Genomic DNA, 24,587 nt, shown 5'->3' with positions numbered 1-24,587 from the left:
GTGATCACGGGCTCCCGCCCTTCGAGCGCCCGCGCGGAGCGCCGTCGTCCAGGTCCGGCGCGCCGTCCCGTCCCGCCGCCGTCAGGGTCCGGGGTGCCGTCCCGTCCCGCCCCCGGAGGGCACCATCGCGGACCGTATCTGTCCGCAAGTCCTGACAGACTGACGCCATGTTGGAGACCTCCGCACGACTGCTGCGTCTGCTCTCACTCCTCCAGGCCCACCGCGAGTGGTCCGGTGCCGATCTCGCCGACCGGCTCGGGGTCACCGCGCGCACCGTGCGCCGGGATGTGGACCGGCTGCGGGAGCTGGGGTATCCGGTGAACGCCAGCCCGGGGACCGGCGGCGGCTATCAGCTCGGCGCGGGTGCCGAGCTGCCGCCGCTGCTGCTCGACGACGAGGAGGCGGTGGCCGTCGCGGTCGGGCTGCGCACCGCGGCCGGGCAGGGGATCGAGGGCATCGGGGAGACCTCCGTACGCGCCCTGGCCAAGCTGGAACAGGTGCTCCCGCACCGGCTGCGGCGGCGGGTGAGCGCGCTGAACGCCTTCACCGTGCCGATGCTGCGCACGCCCCGCTCCCAGGTGGACGCCTCCGTCCTCACCGAGCTGGCCAACGCCTGCCGGGACAGCGAGCTGCTGCGTTTCGAGTACCGCGACCACGGGGGCGCCACCACCCGGCGCGTCACCGAGCCCCACCGGCTCGTCTGCACCGAGCACCGCTGGTATCTGGTCGCCTGGGATGTCGACCGGTCCGGCTGGCGCACCTTCCGGGCCGACCGGATCACCCCGAAGCCGCCGCACGGACCCCGCTTCGTCCCCCGCACCCCGCCCGCGGACGATCTGGCCGCCTATGTCTCCCGGGGTGTCTCCACCCGGGCGTACGCCACCCAGGCCGTCTTCCGGCTCCAGATGCCGGCGGCCGACGCGGCGGCGGTCATCGGGCCCTCGGACGGAATCATCGAGCCGATCGGCGAACGGAGCTGTCTGCTGCGGGCGGGCGCGGCGAGCCTCGACGTCATGGTGATCCATGTGATGCTCATGGGCGTCGATTTCGAGGTGATCGAGCCGCCGGAGCTGGTGGATCACATCAGGGCGGTACGGGACCGGCTCTCCCGTGCCCTGGATTCCGGGCCCGGCCCGGAATCCCCGGCCGGAACACCCGGCTCGCCGGCTTCGCCGGGAGCCCAGAGCCCGCCGCCCCCGGCCGGGTAGCTCCCGCGCGCCGGGTACGGCGATTGGTACGAACCTTTCGCACCGGTACGCACCCCCGTCACACCCCCAACACCCCGGTCCGCCCGGCCCGGACGGCTCCCCGGCGGTTCGTCACCGGATCGTCATCTCCCGGCGCCCAGTCCGCTCCATGCGAGCGATCCGGCCGGGAACCGGCGAATTCCTCACGGTTTGTCAATTCATCGAAACCCGTTTTTCCGGCTTATTCGGCGATGGAATTCAGCCGTCTCGCCGAAGGAATGGGAATTTGTGTGCGACACCTGCCGGAGTGCACGTTCGAGTGATGCGGTTTGAGCTGAACGTGTGTCGTACCCCTGTGACAGAAGTGTGACGAGTGGGGTACCCGGGGCCGGGGAAGGACCGATATGGCCTTCCCTTCCGTCACCGTCCGCTGCCGCCTACGGTGGAGGGCATGGCACCCACACCGAACGCCTCCGCCCAGCCCGGTGACACCCCCTCGTCCTATGTCGGCCTGCTCGCGGCGAACGCCGAGCGCCGCGCCCGGCAGCGCGGCTGGAGCACCGTCCGCGCGCTGCCGCCGGGCGCGATCGTCACCATGGAGTATCTGGCGGGCAGGCTGAATCTGGAGGTACGGGACGGCGTGGTGGTCCGCTGCTGGGCGGGCTGAGCGCGGGACAGCCGCCGGCCCGCCCCCGTCCCCGTGCACCCCGGACACGCCGAGGGCCCTGTCCCGCCCGGAGATCCGGGGCGGGACAGGGCCCTCGTACGGTGCCGGCGGGCCGGGCTCAGTTGCCCGACATCGGCCGTGACGGCGGGCGGGTGCCGCCCGACTGGCTGGTCACCGGCGCGCGGTCGGAGCGCGCCGGGTGGGTTCTCGGTCTGCTGATGTGCACGGTGGCCCTGGCGGACGGCACGGGCAGGGTGCCCACCGCCCCGGCGTGTTCCCTGGACGGCTCCGCCGGCGAGGGCTCCGGCACCGGTGCCGGGCCGTGGCCGCCGGAGGCCACCGGCAGCGAGCGGGCCGGCCTGCCGCGTGCCCGCCGGCGCTCCCGCCACCGGTCGCGCCGGCCGAGGATCCACGCCTCGGTCCGCCGGATCGGCGGCTCGCACCACGGCAGCGCCAGCAGGATCAGCAGCCCCGCCGCCCAGCCCAGCAGGACATCGCTCAGCCAGTGCGTACCGATGTACACGGTGGTGAGGCCGACGCCCAGGGAGACCGTCGCCGAGAGCGCCGACAGATAGCGCCGGGTCTTCGGGGTGGTCGCCAGATAGGCCAGGATGCCCCAGGTCACCACCGCGTTCGCGGTGTGCCCGGAGGGAAATATATCGCCGCCGGCGAAGAGGTCGGGTGAGCCGATCCGGGTCCCGTAATGGGGACCGAGCCGGCCGAGGCCGATCTTGACCGCGCCGACGGTCGTGTTGAGCAGCAACAGCGACACGCCGAGCACCAGCAGCGGCCGCAGCGTGTGCTGGCGCCAGGAGCGCCAGCCCAGCCAGGCCGCGACCATGACGGCCGTCGGGCCGCGCTGACCGAGGACCACGAAGTAGTCGAGGAAGCCATGCAGCTCGGGCCACTGCTGATAGGGCCGGAAGAGCATGACCTTCCAGTCGAGGATCACCAGCCAGGTCGACGCCAGCACGGCGACGACGATGGCGAGATAGAACGCAGACGTCCCGCCGAAGAGGGCGAGTCGTGTGCGGCTCATCCGCGGGATCTCTATCTTCGGCGGTTCCGGCTCTCGGTCCAAGCGGGCGAAGATGTCGGTACGCACCCAATCGACGTTACAGCGCGTGAGTGTGCGGCTAGGCCGATCCAGCGTCTTTGTGATGACGATGTGATGTGGAGTATGTCTCAGTCGACGGGTTTAATCAGGGCCAACTCGGAAATCCGGGAGCTCACCCGACCAATTGCCCGGAGCTCCGGCCGACTGCCCTTTCCGGAGGGGAAATTATCGCCCTCCGTGCCGTTGTATGAATTATTTCTCATCTCCGCGGGCGGTCACCGCTCCTCCACCGGGCCCCCACCGCCGGCCGAGCGCACTTCCATGATCGTTCGAGCCGGACCGGCGGCGTGGCGCACACCACACACCCCCCGGCGGCACGGTGAGAGCTGGACCACGCGCGCGCCGTGAGAACTCGCGTACGCTGAGCGCTCGCTCGCCCGCCGATTCCGGACCGCCGAGGGGAACCGTCCCCGTTCCCCGCCCCCGTTCCCGTCTCGGGCAAGACCGCCGAGAGCGAGTGAACCACTGGAGGTAGGTGCATGTCAGGGACGACCACGGCCGCGGCACGACTGCGCGCGGCAGGCGGCGGTGGCAACCGCTGGGTCGTCCTTCTCGTCCTCTGCGTCAGTCTCCTGCTGGTCGCGGTCGACTCGACCGTCCTTCATGTCGCGGTCCCCGCCGTCACCGAGGACCTGCGCCCCACCGGTGTCGAACTCCTCTGGATCGTCGACTCCTATCCGCTGATCTGCGCCGCCCTGCTGATCCTCTTCGGCACCCTCGGCGACCGGGTCGGCCGCCGCCGGGTCCTTCTCATCGGCTACGGCATCTTCGGCGCCGCGTCGGCGGTGGCCGCCTTCGCCGACACCCCCGGTGTGCTGATCGCGGCCCGCGCCCTGCTCGGCGTCGGCGGCGCGATGATCATGCCCGCCACGCTCTCCATACTCCGCGCGGTCTTCCCCGACCGGCGCGAGCGGGCCACCGCCATCGGCATCTGGACCGCCGTCGCCGCCATCGGCGCCGCGACCGGCCCGGTCCTCGGCGGATTCCTCATCGAGCACTTCTGGTGGGGTTCCGTCTTCCTGATCAACATCCCCCTGATGGCGGTCATCCTGCCGCTCGGCCGCTGGCTGCTGCCCGAGTCCCGGGGCGGTTTCGACGGCCCCTGGGACGTGGCGGGCGCGCTGATGGCCGCCGCCGGTGTCCTCGGTGTCGTCCTCGGGGTGAAGCGGCTCGGCGTCGGCCACGAGCTCTCCGACCTCCTGACGACGGGTCCGCTGCTGGCCGGGACGGCCCTGCTGATCCTCTTCGTACGGCGCCAGCGCCGCCGTCCCCAGCCGCTGATCGATGTGCGGATGTTCGCCAACGCGACCTTCTCCACCTCGGTCGGCTGCATCGTGCTCGCCATGCTGGCCCTGGTCGGCCTGGAGCTCATCGCCGTCCAGTACCTCCAGCTCATCCTCGGCCTCGGCCCGATGGAGACCGGACTGCGGCTGCTGCCGCTCACCTTCGCCGCGATGGCCGCCGGCGCCTCCGGCTCGTACACCCTGCGGCGGCTCGGACCGCGCCGGATGGTCGGCTGGGGCTTCGTGCTCACCGCCGGGGCCGTGCTGCTGCTGACCCTGATGGGCCAGCACGACCGTCCGCTGCTGCTCACCGCCGGCTTCGTCCTGCTCGGCTTCGGGCTCCAGACCACGCTCTTCGCCGCCTATGAGTCGATGCTCAGTGAGGCGCCGGCGGAGCACGCGGGCGGGGCGGCGGCGATCGGCGAGACCTCGTACCAGCTCGGCGCCGGGATGGGGATCGCCCTCCTCGGCAGCGTGATGAACGCCGCGTACGCCCCCGGCCTCACCTCGCTCGACGGGGTGCCGCGCGCCGCCCGGGAATCGGCCTCCCACTCCCTGGGCGAGGCGTATCAGATCTCGGACGGGCTCGGCGGCACCGCCGGCGAGCTGCTGCGCGCCGCCGCGCGCACCTCCTTCGTCCACGGACTCCATGTCACCCTGCTGGTCAGCGCCGTACTGCTGCTGCTCGGCGCGCTCGCCGCGCTGCGGCTGCCCCGGCTGACCGAGTACGGCGCCGAGCGGCCGGAGCCGCTCCCCGGGAAGTGCCCGCCGCCCCGGAAGGGCGAGAGCGCGTCCCCCGCGGACGGCGCCGCCGGCCGGACTCCGGTGCTGCCGGCGAGCCGGACACCCGCCGAGGCGAGCGGGTCTGGACGCACGGCACACTGATCCGTACCGTCGACCCGGTGACGATCAGTGCCGGTCACCGCCCCGCGGTGATCGCGGTGCCCGCCCGCCCGTGCCGCCGGAGGCCATGACATGTCCGCACCCCGGAGCCCCGTCCGCTTCGACCCCCGCGACCCGCTCGGCATCGACGATCTGCTGTCCCCGGAGGATCTGGCGATCCGCGACACCGTCCGGGCCTGGGCCGCGGAGCGGGTGCTGCCCCATGTCGCCGAGTGGTACGAACGCGGCGAACTCCCCGGCATCCGGGAGCTGGCCCGGGAGCTCGGCTCGCTCGGGGCCCTCGGCATGCAGCTGGAGGGTTACGGCTGCGCGGGCGCCACGCCGATCCAGTACGGCCTCACCTGCCTGGAGCTGGAGGCCGCCGACTCCGGTGTCCGCTCGCTCGTCTCGGTCCAGGGCTCGCTGGCGATGTACGCGATCCACCGCTTCGGCTCCGAGGAGCAGAAGCTGCGCTGGCTGCCCGCCATGGCGTCGGGCGAGACCATCGGCTGCTTCGCCCTCACCGAGCCCGACCACGGCTCCGACCCGGCCGGCATGCGCACCCACGCCCGGCGCGACGGCACCGACTGGGTGCTGACGGGCCGCAAGATGTGGATCACCAACGGCTCCGTCGCGGGCGTCGCCGTCGTCTGGGCGCGGACCTCCGACGGCATCCGGGGATTCCTGGTGCCCACCGGGCTCCCCGGCTTCTCCGCTCCCGAGATCAAGCACAAGTGGTCCCTGCGGGCCAGCGTCACCAGCGAACTCGTCCTGGACGGGGTCCGGATCCCGGCCGATGCCGTACTCCCCGGCGCCACCGGGCTGCGCGGTCCGCTGAGCTGTCTGACCCACGCCCGGTACGGGATCGTCTGGGGCGCGATGGGGGCCGCGCGGGCGAGTTTCGAGTCCGCGCTGGAGTACGCGCGCACCCGGGTGCAGTTCGGCAGGCCCATCGGCGGCTTCCAGCTCACCCAGGCCAAACTCGCCGACATGGCGGTGGAGCTGCACAAGGGCATCCTGCTCGCCCACCATCTGGGGCTGCGCATGGCGGCGGGCACACTCCGGCCCGAACAGGTCAGTCTCGGCAAGCTGAACAATGTGCGGGAGGCCATCGAGATCTGCCGCACCGCACGCACCGTTCTCGGCGCCAACGGGATCTCACTGGAGTACCCCGTGATGCGGCATGCGACCAATCTGGAGTCGGTGCTCACCTACGAGGGGACCGTCGAGATGCACCAGCTCGTCCTGGGCAAGGCGCTCACCGGCCTCGACGCCTTCCGGTGACCGGGGAGCACCCCGGCCCGGCCGGTGCGGCCGGCGAGCGCCCTGCTCAGCTCTGGTTGTAGAAGCCGTCCTGGGAGTGACCCCGGGCCTCTCCGGTGACGACCTGGGTGTGCGCCGGGCTCAGCAGGAAGACCCGGGTGGCCACCCGCTCGATGGAGCCGCGCAGTCCGAACGTCAGCCCGGCCGCGAAGTCGACGACGCGCTTGGCGTCACCCGACTCCAGGGACGTCAGGTTGACGATGACCGGCACACCCTCCCGGAACAGCTCGCCGATGTGCCGGGCGTCCCGGAAGCAGGTGGGCGCCACGGTCGCGATCCTGCGGCCCACTTCCTGGGCGGAGTCGGAGGCCACCCGCACCCGGGCATCGGTGACCCAGGCGTCACCCGTCGTCTCGGCACCCTCGGAGTACTCGGCGTAATCGGCGTACTCGTCGGAGTAGCGCTCGTCGTTGTCCTCGACGAGTCCCAGCCAAGCGCTCGCCTTGCGCACAGATCCCATCGACGCCTCCTTCCACTGCGGTCCGCTCACTAGCGGTCTTTCGTCTTTCCTGTCCCTATGGTCGTCCATCATGCGGATGGCGCGCCAAGTGGATAGCCGTCGCACAGAGGTTTCGTGACGGGACTGGTGCAGATGATGTGGTGGTTCATCAGCTTTCTTCCGGTGTACGGGGTGTGATCCAACACAAAATATGAAAGTCGGGCCACATGGGTGATGTGGGGGACGTACGGGTGAACAGGGGGCGCTCGGTACGATGCCCGCCGCACCGTGCCGCCGCCCAGCCGTTCGTCCGGCGTGTCGCCGACACGGGTGCGCCGCCGGCACGATCCCGGGTGAACCGCGCGCGCCCGGCGGGCGTCCCAGCCTGAGGGACCGGCACCACGCGCCACACCCGCACCAGTTGAACGGCACGGCATTACGGGGGGATCACCAGTGTTCGGAATAGTCAGGCCCTGCGGCCACCGCCTCACCGAGGGGCTGAGGACCGAGTGGATGGCCCATCTCTGCGGCCTCTGTCTGGCGCTGCGGGCCGATCACGGCCAGTTCGCCCGGGTGGCCACCAACTACGACGGCCTGATCATCTCGGTCCTGACGGAGGCTCAGTCCGAGCGCACCGCCGCCGCCCGCCGCACCGCGGGCCCCTGTCCGCTCCGTGCCATGCGCACCGCGCCCATCGCCAGGGGCGAGGGGGCCAGGCTCGCCGCGGCCGTGTCGCTCGTCCTGGCGTCGGCCAAGATGCGCGACCATGTCGGCGACCGGGACGGGATACTGGCCCGCAGACCGGTCGCCGCCGCCGCCCGCCGGGTCGCCGCCGGCTGGGACCGGGCCGGCGCGCGCACCGGCGCCGAGCTCGGCTTCGACACGGCGGTACTCCTGGAGGCCGTCGGCCGGCAGGGCGGTGTCGAGGCCCTGGCCGGGCCCGGCACCCCGCTGACGGCCGTGACCGAACCCACCGAGACCGCCACCGCCGCCGCCTTCGCGCACACCGCCGTACTCGCCGGACGGCCGGAGAACGCCGCACCGCTCGCGGAGGCCGGACGGCTCTTCGGACGGCTCGCCCATCTGCTGGACGCGGTGGAGGACCAGCGGGCCGACGCCGCGGCCGGCGCGTGGAACCCGCTCACCGCCACCGGCACCTCACGGGCCGAGGCGCGCCGGCTCGCCGACGACGCGGTGCACGGAATCCGGCTGGCGCTGCGCGACGCCCGCTTCACCGAGGGCCGGCTGGTGCATGTACTGCTCGCCCATGAGACGGCGACCGCGGTGGACCGGGTCTTCGGCACCACCTCCTGCGGTCACGGTGACGCGCACGAGGGCCGCGCCTCGGCGTCCGGCGCGCGTCCGGGCGGGGGAAATCCCTTCGGCGGTCACGCGGACGGCGGGAATCCGTACGGCGACGGCTCCCGCGGCGGCCGGCCCGGCGGGTCCGGCGGCGGGCCCGGCGGACCGCCGCCCTCCCCGGGCGGGCCGCACCGGCCCGAGCCGCGCGGATTCCTCGCCGGGTGCGCCATGTTCACCCTGCTCTTCTGCACCTGCCGGATCTGCTGCGCCAAGGAGTACGAGGGGCCCTGGTCCCGGAAGCGGCGCGAGGGCTGCTGCCGCGACTGCGACTGCCCGGACTGCGGCTGCGGCGACGGCTGCTGCTGCCCCTGCGACTGAACCCCGGGCCCCCGGGCCGTGTCGTCACGGTCCCGTCCGCCTGTCGTGCCTCCGCCGGCCACCGCCGGGGGTACCCCCGGGGCGGCCCGGGCGGCCACGCCGCGTTGTCGTCGGTCGCCGGCGCCCCGCCCCGCGACCGCGCGCACCGGACCCGCCCCGCGGGAGGTGTCCCACTCGCTGATCCGGCCCGGTCCGTGAGAAACGACCCGGCCCCGGGGACGACGGGGCCGGGCCCCGCTCCCGCGCCGGCCGCTCAGCCCGGGGCCGGCAGGTCCTTCTCGAAGGGCAGCAGCCCGATCGACTCCGGATCCGCCGCCCGGTCGAAGAGCGCGCGGTAGCCCGTGGCCAGATAGAGCCCTCTGGCCTCGGGCTGCCGGGGTCCGGTGGTCAGCGCGATCCGGGTGTAGCCGTGCCGCGCCGCTTCCTGTTCGAGGATCAGCAGCACCCGGCGGGCCAGCCCCCGGCGGCGGTGCGCGGAGTGCGTCCAGATCCGCTTCAGCTCGGCGGTCTCCGGTCCGGCCCGCCGGTAGGCGCCCCCGGCCACCGCCGCGCCCCGCTCCAGGAGCAGGACGAACGCCCCGGCGGGCGGGGTGAATTCGGCGGCCGGATGGTTGGCCAGATCGGAGATGTCCCCGTACCGGCTGGCGAACTCGTGTGTCAGCTCCGCCAGCAGCGGGCGGGCCAGCGGGTCGTCGAGCGTGGTGTGCACCACGGAGACCGCGGACAGGGCGGCGGGTGCCGCGGGGCGGGCGGCATCGCAGCGGGAGCTGAAGGCCATGGACATCCTTCGGCGGGACGCGTCCGCCGGCGAACGGCCGGGCGGACGGACGGATTGCACGACGGGTGAGGGGAGGGGTGTGCGCGTCGCGGTGCGGGGTGGAGCCGGGGCCGGTGAAGGCCGGACGCCGCCGGGGACGGCGGCGTGCCCGTCCCGGGGGACGAGGGCGGACCGGAAGCGGTGACGGCGCGGGAAATCAGCGCCTCGGGAGCAGCGTCGGTGGGCTCAACAGGAGGACGACCACACGCGACCGAAGTCGATGTGGGAGCGCCTGACCAGCGGCTGCTGTGGGGACATGGCCCCAGTGGAACAGGCATCCGGTGTGGCGTCAACCGCGCTGAGACGCGGCGTTCACAGTGTGGACAGCCTTGACAGCGGACGGTGCCGACGGCCTAGCCTCGAAGCGCCGATCGTGCTGAGGGGCGCGATCCCGGCGCGTCGTTCCGGCCCCCGGCTCCGCCGGGTTCCGGGTGTTCCGGGGTGCGCACGGCCCGGCGGGAGTCTCCCGCCGGCCGCCGGCCACCGGTGAGGGCGATCCCGTTTTCGGCCATCGCAGCCACGGAGCCCTCTCATGACCACCGCGCCCCCCGCCGGCCCGCCCGCGCTCGCCGTCATCGGCGCCGGGCCGCGCGGCACCGGTGTCCTCGAACGGCTCGCCGCCAACCTTCCGGAGCTGTACGGCGACCGCCCGCTCGACATCCATCTCGTGGACCCCCATCCGGCCGGCCCCGGACGCATCTGGCGCCCCGACCAGTCCCCGCTGCTCTGGATGAACTCCATGGCCGAGGACGTCACCATGTTCACCGACGAGACCGTCCCCCTGGAGGGGCCGGTGCGGTCCGGACCCACGCTCGCCGAGTGGGCCGGAATCGACGGCCGCACCTTCGCCGACCGCACCCGCCAGGGCGCCTATCTGCGCTGGGTGTACGAGCGGGCCAGGGCCGCGCTGCCCGCCTCCGTCACCGTCCACGAGCACCGGGCCACCGCCGTGCGCATCACCGGACCGCGCGACGGCCGCCAGCGGATCCACCTGGCGGGCGAGGAGCGCTCCCTGACCGCCGATCTCGCCGTGCTGACCCTCGGTCATCTGCCCGCCGAGCTCGATCCCGAGCAGCGGGAACTGGCCGCCTTCGCCCGCCGCCACGGGCTGTCGCATCTGCCGCCCGACTTCACCGCCGACACCGGCCTCGACGTCCTGCCCGCCGGCGAACCCGTCATCGTCCGGGGGATGGGACTGGCCTTCATCGATCTGATGGTGCTGCTCACCGAGGGCCGCGGCGGACGGTTCGACGACGCGGCCGGCGTCTACCACCCCTCCGGCCGGGAGCCCGTGCTCCATGTCGGCTCCCGGCGCGGGGTGCCGTACCACACCAAGATCGGCTATCCGCACGACGGCGAACGGCCACCGCTGCCGCACTTCTTCGGGCCGGCCGAGACCGAAGCCCTGCTCCGGCGCGGACCGCTCGACTTCCGCCGCGACATCTGGCCGCTGATCGAGCGGGAACTCGGCCATGTCCACTACCACCGGCTCTTCACCGCCCACCCCGAACGGACCGCCACCGCGTGGGCCGACTTCGCGGAGAAGTACGCCGCCGCCGAACCCGGCGGCCCCGAGCTCCGGGCGCTGGCCGACTCCGCCGTGCCCGACCCCGCCGACCGATTCGACCCGGTGGCCCTGGACCGGCCGCTGCACGGACTCCGCTTCCCGTCGTGGGACGCCCTCCAAGTGGAGTTACGCGACCGGATCGAAGCCGATCTGGCCCGCCGTCACGACCCCGCGCACAGCGCCGACCTCGCCGTCTTCCTGGGGCTGCTCTCCGTCTACGGCCAGCTGGTCCGCCTCGGCGACATCGGCGACTGGTGGCACGGATACTTCAGCTTCCTGGCCTCCGGACCGCCCGCGCCGAGGGTGCGCCGGCTGCTCGCCCTCTCCCGGGCCGGCATCGTCCGCTTCCTCGGCGCGGGGATGACCGTCACCGCCGACGAGGAACTCGGCCTCTTCCGGGCGGGCGGCGAGAGCGTCCCCGGCCGGCACATCACCGCCCGGGCACTCGTCGAGGCCCGGCTCCCCGAACCCACCGTGGAGCGCGCCGACAGCCCGCTGCTGCGCCTCCTCCACCGCGAGGGCGCCGCCGCCACCCCCACCGGACTGCTGGCCGTGGACCCCGCCGACGGCCGGATCCTGGACCGCGCGGGGCGGGCCCACCCGCGCCGCTTCGCCCTCGGCCCGCACACCGACGCCCGGTCGAGCGGTGCCTTCACCCGCCCCCGCACCGGCGGTCCCGCCTTCCGCCAGAACGACGCCACCGCGCGGGCGGCCCTCGCGCTGCTGCGGGAGCTCGTCCCGCGCCCTCCCGCGCCCTGAGGGACCCCGCCCCCCCGCCCGAGTACCCCCGGGTCCCGCCCGGGAGCCCGGACCCTTCCGGTCCGGGAGACCACTCCCGTACGGACCCCGGCTCCCTCCCCCGGAGCCGGCCCCACCGCACCCCCGCCGCAGTCCTTCAAGGAACCGACCAATCCGGAGAGGCCCGCCATGTCTGCCACCCGTCCACTGCTGCATCTGGCCGTCGCGCTCGACGGCCCGGCGCGGTACGACGCCGATCACTATGTCGATCTCGCGACACTCGCCGAATACGGCGCACTCGACTTCGTCACCCTCGGGGACTCCTTCGCCCGCCCCGGGCCGGACGCCCTGGCCGTACTCGCCCGGGTCGCCCCCGCCACCCGGCGGATCGGCCTGGTGCCGGCCGTGACCACCACCCACACCGAGCCCTTCCACGTCTCCACCGCCGTCGCCACCCTGGACTGGGTCAGCCGCGGCCGGGCCGGCTGGTCCGTCGCCGTCTCGGCCACCGAGGCGGAGGCCCGGCTCTTCGGGCGCCGTCCCGCCGCCCCCACCGACGCGCTCTGGAAGGAGGCCGGCGAGGTCGCCGATGTCGTCGCCCGCCTCTGGGACAGCTGGGAGGACGGCGCCGAGATCCGCGACACGGCGACAGGACGCTTCATCGACAGGGAGAAACTCCACTATGTCGACTTCCAGGGCTCCGGATTCCGGGTGCGCGGCCCGTCGATCGTGCCCCGGCCGCCCCAGGGCCGTCCGGTGACCGTGGTCGACATCAGCACCACCGGGGAGGCCGGCCGCCGGGCCGCCGCCCGGTACGCCGATGTCGTCCTCATCCGGGCCGGCTCACCCGAGCGCGCCGCCGCCCTCCGCGACGGGGTGCACCGCGACGCCCGGGCGCACGGCCGCGACCCCGGCACCATCCGGGTGCTGCTCACCCTCGCCGTCGACCTCGGCGAGAGCGAGACCTGCCCGGAACCGGGGCTGGAGAGCGGGCCGCCGCTCGCGGCGCACTCCACCTACTACAGCGGCGGCCCGGTCGACCTCGCCGAACTGATCACCCGCTGGCACGCGGCGGGTGCCGTGGACGGCTTCCACCTCGCCCCCATCGCCCCCCACCGCGACCTGGAACGCATCGTCAACGGCACCGTCGCCCTGCTCCAGCACCGCAGCCTCTTCCGCACCTTCCACCCCGGCGGCACCCTCCGCGAACATCTCGGCCTCGCCCGCCCCGCCAACCGCTACGCCCGAGCCGGAGGCGCCTCATGACCGTCACCCCCGACACCGCCGCCGGCCCCATCCACCTGGCCGCCCACTTCCCCGGCGTCAACAGCACCACCGTCTGGACCGACCCCCGCTCCGGCAGCCAGATCGACTTCGGCTCCTTCGAACATCTCGCCCGCACCGCCGAGCGCGGGCTCTTCGACTTCTTCTTCCTCGCCGAGGGGCTGCGGCTGCGGGAGCACAAGGGCCTGATCCACGATCTCGACGTGATGGGCCGGCCCGAGTCGATCACCGTGCTGAACGCCCTCGCCGCCCTCACCGACCGGCTCGGCCTCGCCGCCACCGTCAACGCCACCTTCAACGAACCCTTCGAACTGGCCCGCAGGCTCTCCTCCCTCGACCACCTCAGCGGCGGCCGGGCGGGCTGGAACGTGGTCACCTCGTCCGACGCCTTCACCGGCGAGAACTTCCGGCGCGGCGGCTATCTGGACCGCGCCGACCGCTACACCCGCGCCGCCGAGTTCGTCCGGACCGCCCGCGGGCTCTGGGACTCCTGGAGCGCCGACGGCAGCCCCCGCGCCTTCTCCCACCGCGGTCCGCACTTCACCGTCGAGGGGGAGTTCACCCTCCCGCGCTCCCCGCAGGGCCACCCCGTGGTCATCCAGGCCGGCGACTCCGCCGAGGGCCGGGAGTTCGCCGCCGCCGCGGCGGACGTGGTCTTCACCCGGCACGGCACCCTGGAGGCGGGCCGCGCCTTCTACGCCGACGTCAAGGGCCGGCTCGCCGCGCACGGCCGGGCACCCGGCGAGCTCAAGGTCATGCCCGGTGTGACCGTGGTCCTCGGCGCGACCGACGCCGAGGCGCAGGAGAAGGCCGCCGACCTCCGCCGGCGGCAGATCTCCCCGCAGAACGCCCTGCTCGCCCTGGAACAGATCTGGGGCCGCGATCTCTCCGGATACGACCCCGACGGCCCGCTTCCCGCCGTGGAACCCGACACCGACCCCGAATCCGCGCTCTCCCGGGGTCGGGTCCGCGCGGGCACCCCCGCCGAGATCGCCGCCATCGTCGCCAAGTGGCGGGCCCTGTCGGAGGAGAAGGGGCTCTCCATCCGCCAGACCGTCATCGAGGCGTCGGGACGGCAGTCCTTCATCGGCGCCCCGGGCACCGTCGCCGAGGCGATGATCACCCATGTCGCCGGGCGGGCCGCCGACGGATTCATCCTCGTGCCCCAGCTCACCCCCGGCGGCCTGGACGACTTCGTGGACGACGTGGTGCCGCTCCTCCAGGAGCGCGGAGCCTTCCGCACCCGGTACACCGGCACGACGCTCCGGTCCCACCTGGGGCTCGCCGAGCCGGTGTGGAAAGGTTGACGGCATGAGCAAGGACGAACACAGCACGGCCCGGGGCGAGCGGAACACCGCCCCGGACGACCGGAACGCGTCGCGGGGCGGACGGGGAGAGACGGACGGACGCGCGGCCCGCGACTGGCTGAAGTGGCACGAGTGGCGGCTGGAAGCCATCGCCGCGCCGTACGGTCCGCTCTCCCTCACCGGCACCCACTGGCTCGACGACCACCCGGGCGGACACCTCCCCTCGCTCCCCGGCGAATGGAGCGCCGACGGCGACGAGATCGTCCTCACCGCCGGGGAGGCCGACCGCCTCACCCTCGACGGCAAGCCCCTCACCGGCTCCGCCCGGCTCACCGCCGACCACGGCCCCATCCCGGAGTCCCGTCTCGCCCTCGGCGACCGGCGCCTGGTGGTGCTGCGGCGCGAAGGACTCTGGGCGGTGCGCGACTTCGATCCGCACGCCCCGGCGCGCGAGGCGTTCAAGGGGATCGAGACCACCCCGTACGCCCCCGAATGGGCCGTCCCCGGCCGCTATCTCCCCTACGGGAACCACCACACCGTCCAGGTGGCCAACGCCGACGGGCGGGACCGCGGACTCGGTCTCGCCGGAGAGATCGCCTTCGAGCTCGGCGGCAGCGCGCACACCCTGCGGGTCGCCGTCGAGAACGACGGCTCGCTGTGGGCCGTCTTCGCCGACGCCACCAGCGGGGACGGCAGCTACCGCTTCCGTTTCCTGCGGCCCGCCGCACCGGCGCCGGACGGCACCGTGACCGTCGACTTCAACCGCGCCCTGCTGCCGCCGTGCGCCTTCGCGGACCACTTCATCTGCCCCTTCCCGCCGCCGGGGAACACCCTCTCCGCCGCCGTTCCCGCCGGGGAGCGCGCCCTGCGCGCGCACTGACCCGGCACCGCTCCCGGCGGCCGTCACGGCCGCCGGGGCCGCCCGCCGGGGGCGCGCGCACACCCCGGCGGGCGCCCTTGCGCCCACCGGCGGCCGTCCGAATACTCCCGAGGAGCGCCGGCCGGGGAGTGCGAGGCACCGACGAGCACGGATGGTGCTCCACGGCCGCGCCTCACGGGCCCCGCACCCCACGACGGGCCCCCGATCCCCCTCGGGAGGAACGACCAGTGAGGATCACGCGCACCCCCCGCACCCCCCGCACCCGCCGCGGCGCCGGACGCTCCCGCACCCTCGCCGTCACCACCGGAATCGCCGCCGCGGCGGCCCTGGTCGTCCCGCCGGCCGGCGCGCGGGCCGCGGGCGAGCTCACCCCCCGGGAGCTGGGCGCCGCCGCGGCGGCCGTGGCCCGGGCCGATGTCCCGGGCACCGCTTGGACCCCCGACCCGGCGGCCGGCACTCTCACCGTCACCGTCGACTCCACCGTCACCCCCGCCGCCAGGGACCGTATCCGCAGCGCCGTCGGCCCCCGGGCCGGAGCGCTCCGCTTCGAGCGGACCCCCGGTGTCCTCTCCCGGCTGCTGGCCGGCGGCGACACCGTGCGCGCCGGCAGCCGCCGCTGCTCGGCCGGGTTCAATGTCCGACGGGGACGTACGCACTACTTCCTGACCGCCGGACACTGCACCGACGGCCACCGGCGCACCTGGTACACCGACGCCGACCGCACCACCCGGGTCGGCCCCACCGCCCGCTCCAGCTTCCCGGGCAATGACTACGGCCTGGTCCGCTATGCCAACCGCGCCCTGCCGCGCCCCGGGAAGGTCGGCCGGGTGGACATCACCCGCGCCGCCGGGCCCTCGGTCGGCATGCCGGTCACCCGGCGCGGCGCCGTCTCCGGCAGCCGGGGCGGCCGGATCACCGGCCTCGGCGCCACGGTGAACTACGGCGGCGGCGACATCGTCCGCGGCCTCATCCGCGCCGATGTCTGCGCCGAACCCGGCGACAGCGGCGGCCCGCTGCACTCCGGCGACCGGGCCATCGGACTGACCTCGGGCGGCAGCGGCGACTGCGCCTCCGGCGGCACGACCTATTTCCAGCCGGTCATCGAGGCGCTGCGGGCCTATGACGTGAGCGTGTACTGACCGGGCGGGCGCCGGGCCCCGGTCCGCATGCGGGACGGGGGCTCGACGCCGCGGCGCCCGGCCGGGAGCATGGTCCGCAGCACCGGCAGGGGCGAGCGGACGGGAGACGGGGCGTGTGGACGTGAAGCGCATCGGAATCACCGGTCACCGGTTCATCCCGCCCGAGGCCCGCGGCCACATCCGCGCCGGCATGCGCGCGGCGCTGCGCGGCGGACGGGGCGGCGCGCTGGAGGCGTACTCCTCGCTCGCGGTCGGCGCCGACCAGATCTTCGCGGACATCGCGCTCTCCTGCGGGGCCGAGCTGACGGTGGTGATCCCCAGCGGCGACTACGCGAACGGCTTCACCGACCCCGCCGAACTGGCCGGATTCCAGCGGCTCCGGGACCGTGCGACCCGGGAGGTCCGGCTCGCCTTCCCGCACTCCACGGACGAGGCGTACTACGCGGCCGGGGCGTATATCGCCGACCGGTGCGACCGGCTGCTCGCGGTCTGGGACGGCTGCCCCGCCCGCGGCCGGGGCGGCACGGCGGAGATCGTGCAGTACGCGCGTGACCTGGGCAAACCGGTGACGGTCATCTGGCGCGAGGGCTTGGTGCGTCCCTGACGCGCGGCCCCGGGAGGCGGTGATCCCGCTCCCCGGGGTCCGGCGGCGCGGGGGTCAGCCGCGGTGGCGGGCCAGCCAGTCCGTGTGCTGGGGCGACACGATGCGCTCCGTCTCGTACACGGCCGAGGGCCACTGCGCGTCGGTGACCGAATTCTCCATCGCCCGGTGCATCGCCGCCAGATCCTCCTCCACCAGCGAGTGGGCGGCGATCAGCGGCTGATGGCGCCGCATCTCGCTCCAGGCCAGACAGCCCAGCGCGGCGGCCGACAGCGCTCCCGGCACACCGGGGGAGTCCAGCAGCGCGAAGGTGTGCAGCAGGGAGAGGAAGAGCGCCAGCAGGGTCAGCAGCCCGATGCCGAACGACCATGTCCGGGTCGCCCGCCGGGAGTTCTCCGCGCTGCGGTGATACCAGTTGCGCTGTTCGATCAGCCGGTCGCGGACATATGTCTCGCGCCGAATACCGAATGGCTGGGCGCGCAGCCGGCGCATCGCCGGAGTGATCAGATCCTGTTCGGCGATTTCCGGCATAGTGGTCCGCGGATCTTTCCAGCCGACTTTCGCCAGCTCACGCAGGCCGTCCTCGATCCGTTTGATGTACAGCCCGTCCTGATCCGCCGGAGGATTGTCGAAGGGGGCACCGTGCACGGAGTAGCGCCAGCACATCGACTTGATGTACTCGGCCGCCGAACGGTTCAGGTGCCACTGGGATTTCGCTCCCCGCCTGGACGCGCGATAACCCAGCAGGAGTACTCCGGCATACGCCAATGCGCTGAGCGCGCCGGGGAGGCGGAGATCGCCGCCCATCGCGAGCGAGGACGGCAGCACCGCCGCCGCCGCGCCCACCACCAGCAGAAGCAGCTGTGACCTGGCGAATCCGATCGCCTCCCGCTGGCGGGCGACGGCGACGGTGTCGGTGTGATGGAAGAGGGCCGGAAGATCCGTGTTGCGGAAAACCGCGCTGTTCCCGGCCCCGGGATAAACTGTCATACGTCCCCCTGGCAGTGAATGTTCGAGTATTTCCTGCCTTTTTCTCTCCGGTGTCCCCTGCTCTCCCCGCCCGTACAGCGCACCGGAACACGTGGTCAAGAGCGTAAAACCCGGCCGGTCGGCACCGCAATGGTGCGGTGGCCTCCCGGGGCCGTGCTCCCGGGCCCGGTCCGCGGCCTCCCGATTTCTCGATCAATTCCGTTGCGAGAGCGCGTCCCCGCAGTGAGGACGCGTCTCCGCCGCGCGAGAGCGGTGATATCCGGCCGCCCTGGCCGAAGCGCTGAAAACATGGGAGTACCGGCCCCCGTTCCGTGCGATCGTTCACGAGCCGCACCACCGTCCCGGTCCGGTGGCGGACGGAATCGCCCGTCACCCCGGTACCACCCGACCCACTGTCACCCGGCCGGTTTTCTTTGGCCGATCGTCCACGCGTGAGCGGGCCTTTCCCGGGCATGGTGAGAAAGCGCCGGGAGAGCTCCGCCCCGGATCACGGGGGGACCGGCACTCACACGCCGGCCGCCACACCGGCGCGCGCGGCCCGTCGAGGGCACCACCGACCACCCCCCGAAGTCGGTGACACACCAGAGCGCATGACGTCCGGCGGCACCGAGCGGTGCCCCGGCGGGAGGGGGAGACTCCGTTGTCCTCATCAGCCGCCCCGCGACCGGCCCGCACCCCGGAACCGGCGGGCGGGCCGCCGGACCCGCACCCCGGAGACACCAGGGCCGCCTCGGCTGAACCCGCGTACGACCCCGAGCACCATCACCGTCTCGTCGGCGCCCTGCGCGAACTCGGCGTCGAGAGCGGCATGACCGTACTCGTCCACTCGGCGCTCCGCGCCACCGGCATCCGCTCCGGCCCGCTGCGCCGCGCGCTCCGGGCCGCCCTCGGCGCGGACGGCACCCTGGTCGCCCCGGCCTTCACCGAGGCGAACTCCGACACCTCGCACGTCTACCGGGCACGGATCGCCGGCATGACCCCCGGGGAGGTGGTGGCCCACCGCGCCGCCATGCCCGCCTTCGACCCGGACGCCACCCCCAGCCAGGGGATGGGACGGCTGGCCGAGTCCATCCGCACGGCCCCCGGCGCGGTCCGCAGCGCCCATCCGCAGACCTCGTTCACCGCGCTCGGCCGCCGGGCCGGGGAGCTGCTGGCCCGGCACCCCCTCGCCTGCCATCTCGGCGACGACTCCCCGCTCGGAGCGCTCCACCGGGCCGACGCCCACGCCCTCATGATCAATGTCGACTTCGATGTGTGCACCGCCTTCCATCTCGCCGAGTACCGGACCGGAAGCCCGCTGCGGACCTACCGCTGTGTGGTCCGGCGGCCGGGGGGCGGCCGGAGCTGGGTGGAGTACGAGGACGTCCGGCTGGACGACAGCGACTTCGGCGCGATCGGGGCCTCCTTCACCTGGGGCCTGGAGCAGAAAGGACAGCTCGGAGGAAGACCCGCAAGGCTGTTCTCGGTCAGGGCCGCGGTCGACCACGCGGTGGAGTGGATGGCCGAGAAGCGCCGTTGACCGGACCCGCCGGGGAACCCCCACCCGGGCGGAGCGCCGGAGTCAGCCCCGCCGGCGATTGAGGCGCGGGGTCCGGGACGGAGCCCCGCGAGGCCCCGTCACCCGCCCCCGTCACCCGCCGGGGCCTCCTCCCGCACCCCGCCCCGCGCGGACCTCCGCATCACCGCACACCCCACCGTCACCGCCGCGCCGCCCACCGCCCACGCCGCCAGCACCAGCAGCGGCCCGCCGGTCGCGTTGCCCTTGAAGTACGCGATCGACCGGGCCGCGAAGGTCCCCGCGCCCGGCGGCAGCGCCGGGCCGATGGCCCGCCAGAAGGGCGGCAGCAGGGGGTAGGGGTAGGCACCGCCCGCGCTCGGGTTGCCGAGGACGACGACGAGGGCGATGGCCAGACCGATGCCGATGACCCCGGCGAGCCCCTGGAGGGCGAGGGTGATCGCCCCGACGGTGAAGACCAGCAGGGTGCCCAGGCCCCAGAGGGCGGGCACACTGCCCGGCAGCGCGTCCAGGACCGGCCCGGCGACGACCGTGCCGAGAAGGCCGGCCGCGATGGAGTACAGCAGCAGCACACCGAGCCGGATGAAGGCACGGTGCGTGTTGGCGGGCCGGGCGCCCGCGCTGATGGCGAGGATCGCGGCGCAGAGGTAGCCGCCGACGCACCAGCCGATGACGAGATAGAAGGAGGAGAGGCCGCGCGCGTCGCCCGGGGCGTCCGGGACCACGTCGACGACCTCGACCCGCCGCCCCTCGCTCCGCTCCGCCGCCACGATCACCTCGGTGAGGGCGTCCGAGAGCGCCGCTCCCGCCGCGCTGGCGACCAGCAGGGTGTCCGTACCGCCCGGCCCCGCCACGAGCAGGGCTCCGTCCACGTCCCGCTGCTCGATCCCCTCGCGCGCGGCGGCCTCGGACCGTACCGCCCGGGGGTCGACCGGGTCGCCGGGGAGGGCGGCGAGCCGGCGCACGGCCCCGTCGGCGCTCCGCTGGTCGGGGGCGGCGACGGCCAGCGGGATCTCCTGCGGTTTCGGGTGGTGGAAGGCGCCGATGTACGAGACCACGAAGGCCACCTGGAGCGCCAGCACTCCGATGACCAGCAGCGCGGCGCGCAGGCTCACCGCGTCCTTGAGCTCGGCGACGAAGCCGTTGGGGGAGCGCGTCATGGCTCCACGCTCGGGGGCGGTGCGGCGGCCCGCAGTCGGGGAGGGTCCGAATGGCCGATCGCCCGTCGGACCGGGCGCTCACCCGGCGGGGGCGCCCGCCGCCGCGACGACCCGCGCGCCCGCCCCTCTGACAAGGGTACGGACGCGCGGGCCGGTCACCACCGGTCGGTCGGTCGCTCAGGGAGGAGTGGGTCAGCCGCGACCGCCCGCCCGGCGGCGGGCCGAGCCGAACATCACCGCGGCGCCGAGCGCCAGTGCGGCGGCGCCGCCGATGGCGACGTACATGGTGTTGTTGTCACCGCCGGTCTCGGCCAGGTTGTCACCCTGCGCCACGGGCTGCGGGGCGCCGCCGCCGTTGGCGACCGGGGCGTTGCCCTCGGACTTGGTGCCGATGGCCTTGGCGCCACCCTGGTGGGCGGCGTGCTGGGCGTTGGCCTTGACCTCGGCGGGGGTGTCGCCGCCGTGGCCGTTGTGGTCGACGGAGGAGTTCCCCGCGCCCTGCTTGATCTCCTTCTCGGTCGGCGCCTCGGCGACCGGGGCGCCCGGCGCGCCGGTGTCGCTGCCGAACACCACGTCCGAGCAGGTGTAGAAGGCCTCGGGGGAGTCCGAGCGCTGGAGGATCGAGTAGACCAGGTGACGGCCCGACTTCGCGGGGATGGTGCCGTCGAAGACGAAGGAACCGTTCACCAGCGGCGGGTTGGTGGCCTTCGCGAACGGCTGGGCCTCCAGGTCCGACCACTTCAGCGGCTTGCTCGGGTCGTAGCCGTCCTTGGTGACGTACAGCTCCAGCGTGCCCTTGTGGGGGGCGGTGGCACGCCAGCGGAAGGTGTTCTTGCCCGAGGTCAGCTGGGTGGAGGGCCAGTCGGTACGGGGGGCGTCGAGCCCCTTGTACTTGGCGCGGCCCACGCTGCACAGCTGACCGTCGGGGATGATCTGCCGGTGGCGGCCGTCCGCGTCGCCGATGTTGACCTCGTTCCAGTCGTACAGCGGCTGGGTGCCGCCCGCCGCCACGAGCGCCTTGCAGGCCGCGGAGTCCGGGCTCTCGGGGCCCTCGGCGAAGCAGGCGGAAATCCGGCTGACCGGGTCCAGCATGGATCCGTGGGAGGCTGCCGGCGAGGCGGTCAGACCCGTCAGCGCGAGCGGCGCGATGCCGAGAGCGAGGACCAGGGAAGCCTTGCGGCGAGCGGTCATGTTGGCGTTCTCCTCAATGGGACAGTGGGGGGGTGCGGGGCCGGTTCGAACAGGCGGCGCGGCTCCCGACCGCCTTGGTGCTGTTGTTCGAACCAGCCCCGGCGATCAGCAAGTTAGCCGTTCATCCCGCCGAAACAACCCGTGAGAAGGGCGAGCCGGGGATCCTTATCCTTGCTTTAAGGAGGCGCTAAGCACCGGCTGAGGTAGTGCAGCACATCACCGCCCCCGGCTCGGGGAAAGCGCCGGGGCGGATCCGAGCGAAGGAGTCATGCATGGCCCTGACCCGTGAAGAACGTGAGCAGTTCCTGGCCGAACCGCATATCGCGGCGCTTGCGGTGGACACGGGGGATCCGGGACGCGCACCGCTGACGGTGCCGATCTGGTACCAGTACACCCCCGGCCGCGACATCTGGATCATGACCGGGGTCGGCTCCCGCAAGGAACGCCTCATCACCCGCGCGGGCCGGTTCTCCCTGATGGTCGACCGGGTCAAGCCGACCGTCCGCTATGTCTCCGTCGAGGGACCCGTCGTCGGCACGCTCCCCGCCACCCACGATCAGCTGGTGGGGATCAGCGCCCGCTATCTCCCGGCCGCCAAGGTCGCCGCCTATGTCGAGTTCGCGGAGAAGGAACTCGGCGAGCAGGTGATCATCCACATGCGCCCGCAGCGATGGAACACCGCCGATCTGGGAGAGGCGTAGCGTCTCACTCTCCGTGACGGAATAGGGCTGTACGGGCCCGTCGGTGCCGCCCGCTCCCACCGGGTGGGGCGCAGGCCGGTGCGCCCGTACGCCCGTGTCGCGCGCCGCCGGACGCCCGGGTGCGGACCGCCGCCGCATGCCGCCGCCCGCCCCGCCGCGGTGCCCGCCGCGGACGCCTCAACTCCCGCCCGGCGCACGGCTCGGCCCGCCCCGTCCCCGCATCGCGCGGCCGGGCGCCGGACCGGCCCCGGTCCCCGCCGCGGAGCCCCCGGCGCGCGTCGGGAATCAGCGGGCCGGCGCCGGCTCAGCCGCCGCCCACCAGGCGGTAGCGCCGCTCGGGGCGGCCGGTTCCTCCGTAACGCAGAGACACCTCCACCCGGCCCGTCTCGGCGAAGTACTCCAGATACCGCCGGGCGCTCACCCGCGACAGCGACCCCGCCTCCGCGCACTCCGTCGCCGACAGGTCCCCCTGCCGCTCCCGCAGGATCCGCTCCACCAGCTCCGCGGTGTGCGCCGCGAGGCCCTTGGGCAGCTCCCGGGAGCCCGGCGGCCGGGTGCCGAAGATCTGGTCCACGTCCTCCTGCCGTGCCTCGCCGAGCCGCTCGAAGCGCGACCGCAGCGCCGCCACATGGCGCAGCTGCTCCTGGAGCGCCGCCTGGTTGAACGGCTTGATCAGGTAGTGCAGCGCACCGGCCCGCAGCGCCGCCCGCACCAGGCCCGCGTCCCGCGCGGCCGTGATGAACAGCGCGTCCACACTCGCTCGCGCCTCGTCACGCTCCTCCGCCGCCCGGAGCTCACGCAGTACCGTGAGCCCGTCCATATCGGGCAAATAGATATCCAATAGGACAAGATCGGGCCGCAGCCGCTCGGCCGCCCGCAGCGCGTCGGCGCCACTGTGCGCCACACCGGCGACCCGGAAACCCTCGGTCGCCGACACATAGCGGCTGTGCAGCTTGGCGACCATGAAGTCGTCGTCCACCACCAGCACTTTCATCACCCGGCTCACGCTAGGGCGCGACCACAATGACCACAACGTCCGTTGATTCCGGAAGAGAGACACTTTCTTAACGCACAGGCAACATGTGGGCCACTTCACACCTTCCCTTCGAAAGGCGGCCCACGTGCGATTGCGCACTCCTCTCGCCCTGCTCGGGGCGGCGTTGCTGGTTTTCGTGGGTCCGCCGCTGCTCAGCGCGGGCAAGGGATCGGACACTGGCACGCAGATTCCCGGCCTCCGGTTCATGGTCCCCAACACGCCCGGTGGCGGCTACGACATCACTGCCCGCACCGCGGCGAAAAATGCCGAGGACGCCGGACTCACTCATGACATCGAGGTCTTCAACCTCCCCGGAGCCGGCGGGACCGTCGGTCTGACCCGCCTGGTGGGCGAGCACGGCAACGGCAAGCTCATCATGTCCATGGGACTCGGCGTGGTCGGAGCCGTCCACGCCAACAAGACGCCGAAGACTCTGGAGGACACCACCCCGATCGCCCGGCTCACCGAGGAGCAGGACATCGTGGTGGTCTCCAAGACCTCCCCGTACAAGAACATCGACGACCTGCTCGCGGCCTGGAAGAAGAACCCCGGCAAGCTGGCGGTCGGCGGCGGCTCCTCGCCCGGTGGCCCCGACCACCTGGCGCCCATGCTGATGGCGCAGGCCGCCGGGATCGCCCCCAAGACGGTCAACTACATCCCCTTCGACGGCGGCGGCGAGCTCCTCGCCTCCATCCTCGGAAACAAGATCGCCTTCGGCGTCTCCGGCGTCAGCGAATATCTCGACCAGATCAAATCGGGTGAACTGCGACTGCTCGCGGTCACCGGAGCCGAGCGGGTGCCCGGGCTGGACGCCCCCACCCTGCGCGAGGCCGGACTCGACACCGAGTTCACCAACTGGCGCGGCATCGTCGCCCCGCCCGGCCTCAACGACCGAGAGCGGCAGAAGCTCGTCAATCTCGCCGAGGAACTGCACGCCTCGAAGCAGTGGAAGGACTCGCTGAAGAAGAACGGCTGGAACGACGCCTTCCTCACCGGCGACGACTTCGGCGACTTCCTCAAGGAGCAGAACACCCGCGTGGACACGGTGCTGAAGGAGCTTGGACTGTGAACTCACAGGAAAC

At 73.3% G+C, this 24,587-nt stretch carries 20 protein-coding genes and 1 pseudogene; 14 read left to right on the top strand and 7 right to left on the bottom strand.

What is annotated here, in order from left to right; genetic code table 11:
- Positions 1–167 precede the first annotated feature (167 nt).
- Positions 168–1,118, top strand: a pseudogene (locus AAFN69_RS16450) (YafY family protein); the annotation flags it as partial.
- 520 nt (positions 1,119–1,638) lie between these two features.
- On the top strand, positions 1,639–1,854 hold the full coding sequence (locus tag AAFN69_RS16445; RefSeq protein ID WP_347729242.1) for an I78 family peptidase inhibitor: 216 nt from the start codon (positions 1,639–1,641) through the stop codon (positions 1,852–1,854).
- Positions 1,855–1,972: 118 nt separating this feature from the next.
- Here the strand turns inward: AAFN69_RS16445 and AAFN69_RS16440 are convergent, their stop codons facing one another.
- The gene (locus tag AAFN69_RS16440) at positions 1,973–2,959 is read right to left on the bottom strand and encodes a phosphatase PAP2 family protein (RefSeq protein ID WP_347729241.1); all 987 of its coding nucleotides are present in this window, start codon (positions 2,957–2,959) and stop codon (positions 1,973–1,975) included.
- Between the two features lie 491 nt (positions 2,960–3,450).
- On the opposite strand from AAFN69_RS16440, the gene AAFN69_RS16435 reads away from it, so the two are divergent.
- Both AAFN69_RS16435 and AAFN69_RS16430 read left to right on the top strand, forming a co-directional pair.
- Entirely contained in the window at positions 3,451–5,139 is a 1,689-nt protein-coding gene (locus AAFN69_RS16435) for an MFS transporter (protein ID WP_347729240.1), read from the top strand.
- Positions 5,140–5,229: 90 nt separating this feature from the next.
- On the top strand, positions 5,230–6,420 hold the full coding sequence (locus tag AAFN69_RS16430; protein ID WP_347729239.1) for an acyl-CoA dehydrogenase family protein: 1,191 nt from the start codon (positions 5,230–5,232) through the stop codon (positions 6,418–6,420).
- Between the two features lie 46 nt (positions 6,421–6,466).
- Here the strand turns inward: AAFN69_RS16430 and AAFN69_RS16425 are convergent, their stop codons facing one another.
- Positions 6,467–6,919 (bottom strand): cell division protein SepF, encoded by a 453-nt coding sequence (locus AAFN69_RS16425; RefSeq protein ID WP_347729238.1) that lies wholly within the window; start codon positions 6,917–6,919, stop codon positions 6,467–6,469.
- A gap of 432 nt (positions 6,920–7,351) precedes the next feature.
- On the opposite strand from AAFN69_RS16425, the gene AAFN69_RS16420 reads away from it, so the two are divergent.
- Complete coding sequence (locus AAFN69_RS16420) at positions 7,352–8,578, top strand: DUF5685 family protein (RefSeq protein ID WP_347729237.1); 1,227 nt, start codon at positions 7,352–7,354, stop codon at positions 8,576–8,578.
- A gap of 253 nt (positions 8,579–8,831) precedes the next feature.
- Here AAFN69_RS16420 and AAFN69_RS16415 read toward each other — a convergent pair whose 3' ends face one another.
- The gene (locus AAFN69_RS16415; RefSeq protein ID WP_347729236.1) at positions 8,832–9,356 is read right to left on the bottom strand and encodes a GNAT family N-acetyltransferase; all 525 of its coding nucleotides are present in this window, start codon (positions 9,354–9,356) and stop codon (positions 8,832–8,834) included.
- 571 nt (positions 9,357–9,927) lie between these two features.
- Here AAFN69_RS16415 and AAFN69_RS16410 point away from each other — a divergent pair.
- The 6 genes from AAFN69_RS16410 to AAFN69_RS16385 all read left to right on the top strand — a co-directional run bounded on the left by AAFN69_RS16410 (position 9,928) and on the right by AAFN69_RS16385 (position 16,914).
- A complete protein-coding gene (locus AAFN69_RS16410) occupies positions 9,928–11,721 on the top strand; it encodes an FAD/NAD(P)-binding protein (RefSeq protein ID WP_347729235.1) in 1,794 nt (597 codons plus the stop codon).
- Between the two features lie 168 nt (positions 11,722–11,889).
- The gene (locus AAFN69_RS16405) at positions 11,890–12,966 is read left to right on the top strand and encodes an LLM class flavin-dependent oxidoreductase (RefSeq protein ID WP_347729234.1); all 1,077 of its coding nucleotides are present in this window, start codon (positions 11,890–11,892) and stop codon (positions 12,964–12,966) included.
- Positions 12,963–14,291 carry an NtaA/DmoA family FMN-dependent monooxygenase gene (locus tag AAFN69_RS16400; protein ID WP_347729233.1) on the top strand — a complete coding sequence of 443 codons (1,329 nt, stop codon included), beginning with the start codon at positions 12,963–12,965 and terminating at the stop codon, positions 14,289–14,291. Before AAFN69_RS16405 ends, AAFN69_RS16400 begins: the two co-directional genes overlap by 4 nt.
- Positions 14,292–14,295: 4 nt before the next feature.
- Positions 14,296–15,171: a DUF1684 domain-containing protein gene (locus AAFN69_RS16395; protein WP_347729232.1), complete on the top strand. Its 876-nt coding sequence runs from the start codon at positions 14,296–14,298 to the stop codon at positions 15,169–15,171.
- A gap of 227 nt (positions 15,172–15,398) precedes the next feature.
- The gene (locus AAFN69_RS16390; protein WP_347729231.1) at positions 15,399–16,310 is read left to right on the top strand and encodes a S1 family peptidase; all 912 of its coding nucleotides are present in this window, start codon (positions 15,399–15,401) and stop codon (positions 16,308–16,310) included.
- A gap of 121 nt (positions 16,311–16,431) precedes the next feature.
- Positions 16,432–16,914: a hypothetical protein gene (locus tag AAFN69_RS16385; RefSeq protein WP_347729290.1), complete on the top strand. Its 483-nt coding sequence runs from the start codon at positions 16,432–16,434 to the stop codon at positions 16,912–16,914.
- A 54-nt stretch (positions 16,915–16,968) separates the two neighbouring features.
- On the opposite strand, the gene AAFN69_RS16380 is transcribed toward AAFN69_RS16385, so the two are convergent.
- Entirely contained in the window at positions 16,969–17,901 is a 933-nt protein-coding gene (locus AAFN69_RS16380; RefSeq protein ID WP_347729230.1) for a DUF4231 domain-containing protein, read from the bottom strand.
- Positions 17,902–18,541: 640 nt separating this feature from the next.
- Between AAFN69_RS16380 and AAFN69_RS16375 the strand changes: the two genes are divergently transcribed.
- Positions 18,542–19,420 carry an AAC(3) family N-acetyltransferase gene (locus AAFN69_RS16375; protein ID WP_347729229.1) on the top strand — a complete coding sequence of 293 codons (879 nt, stop codon included), beginning with the start codon at positions 18,542–18,544 and terminating at the stop codon, positions 19,418–19,420.
- A gap of 98 nt (positions 19,421–19,518) precedes the next feature.
- On the opposite strand, the gene AAFN69_RS16370 is transcribed toward AAFN69_RS16375, so the two are convergent.
- The gene (locus AAFN69_RS16370; protein WP_347729228.1) at positions 19,519–20,577 is read right to left on the bottom strand and encodes a DUF3533 domain-containing protein; all 1,059 of its coding nucleotides are present in this window, start codon (positions 20,575–20,577) and stop codon (positions 19,519–19,521) included.
- Positions 20,578–20,769: 192 nt separating this feature from the next.
- The gene (locus AAFN69_RS16365) at positions 20,770–21,768 is read right to left on the bottom strand and encodes a lytic polysaccharide monooxygenase (RefSeq protein ID WP_347729227.1); all 999 of its coding nucleotides are present in this window, start codon (positions 21,766–21,768) and stop codon (positions 20,770–20,772) included.
- Positions 21,769–22,040: 272 nt separating this feature from the next.
- Between AAFN69_RS16365 and AAFN69_RS16360 the strand changes: the two genes are divergently transcribed.
- On the top strand, positions 22,041–22,469 hold the full coding sequence (locus AAFN69_RS16360; protein ID WP_347729226.1) for a pyridoxamine 5'-phosphate oxidase family protein: 429 nt from the start codon (positions 22,041–22,043) through the stop codon (positions 22,467–22,469).
- A 304-nt stretch (positions 22,470–22,773) separates the two neighbouring features.
- Here AAFN69_RS16360 and AAFN69_RS16355 read toward each other — a convergent pair whose 3' ends face one another.
- Positions 22,774–23,463 carry a response regulator gene (locus AAFN69_RS16355; RefSeq protein WP_347729289.1) on the bottom strand — a complete coding sequence of 230 codons (690 nt, stop codon included), beginning with the start codon at positions 23,461–23,463 and terminating at the stop codon, positions 22,774–22,776.
- A gap of 127 nt (positions 23,464–23,590) precedes the next feature.
- On the opposite strand from AAFN69_RS16355, the gene AAFN69_RS16350 reads away from it, so the two are divergent.
- Positions 23,591–24,574 carry a tripartite tricarboxylate transporter substrate binding protein gene (locus AAFN69_RS16350; protein ID WP_347729225.1) on the top strand — a complete coding sequence of 328 codons (984 nt, stop codon included), beginning with the start codon at positions 23,591–23,593 and terminating at the stop codon, positions 24,572–24,574.
- Positions 24,575–24,587: the final 13 nt, after the last annotated feature.

The organism is Streptomyces sp. CAU 1734 (assembly GCF_039888735.1).
Classification (GTDB): domain Bacteria; phylum Actinomycetota; class Actinomycetes; order Streptomycetales; family Streptomycetaceae; genus Streptomyces.
Note: the sequence above shows the minus strand (reverse complement) of the source record. Positions and strands in the feature narration are given on the sequence as shown.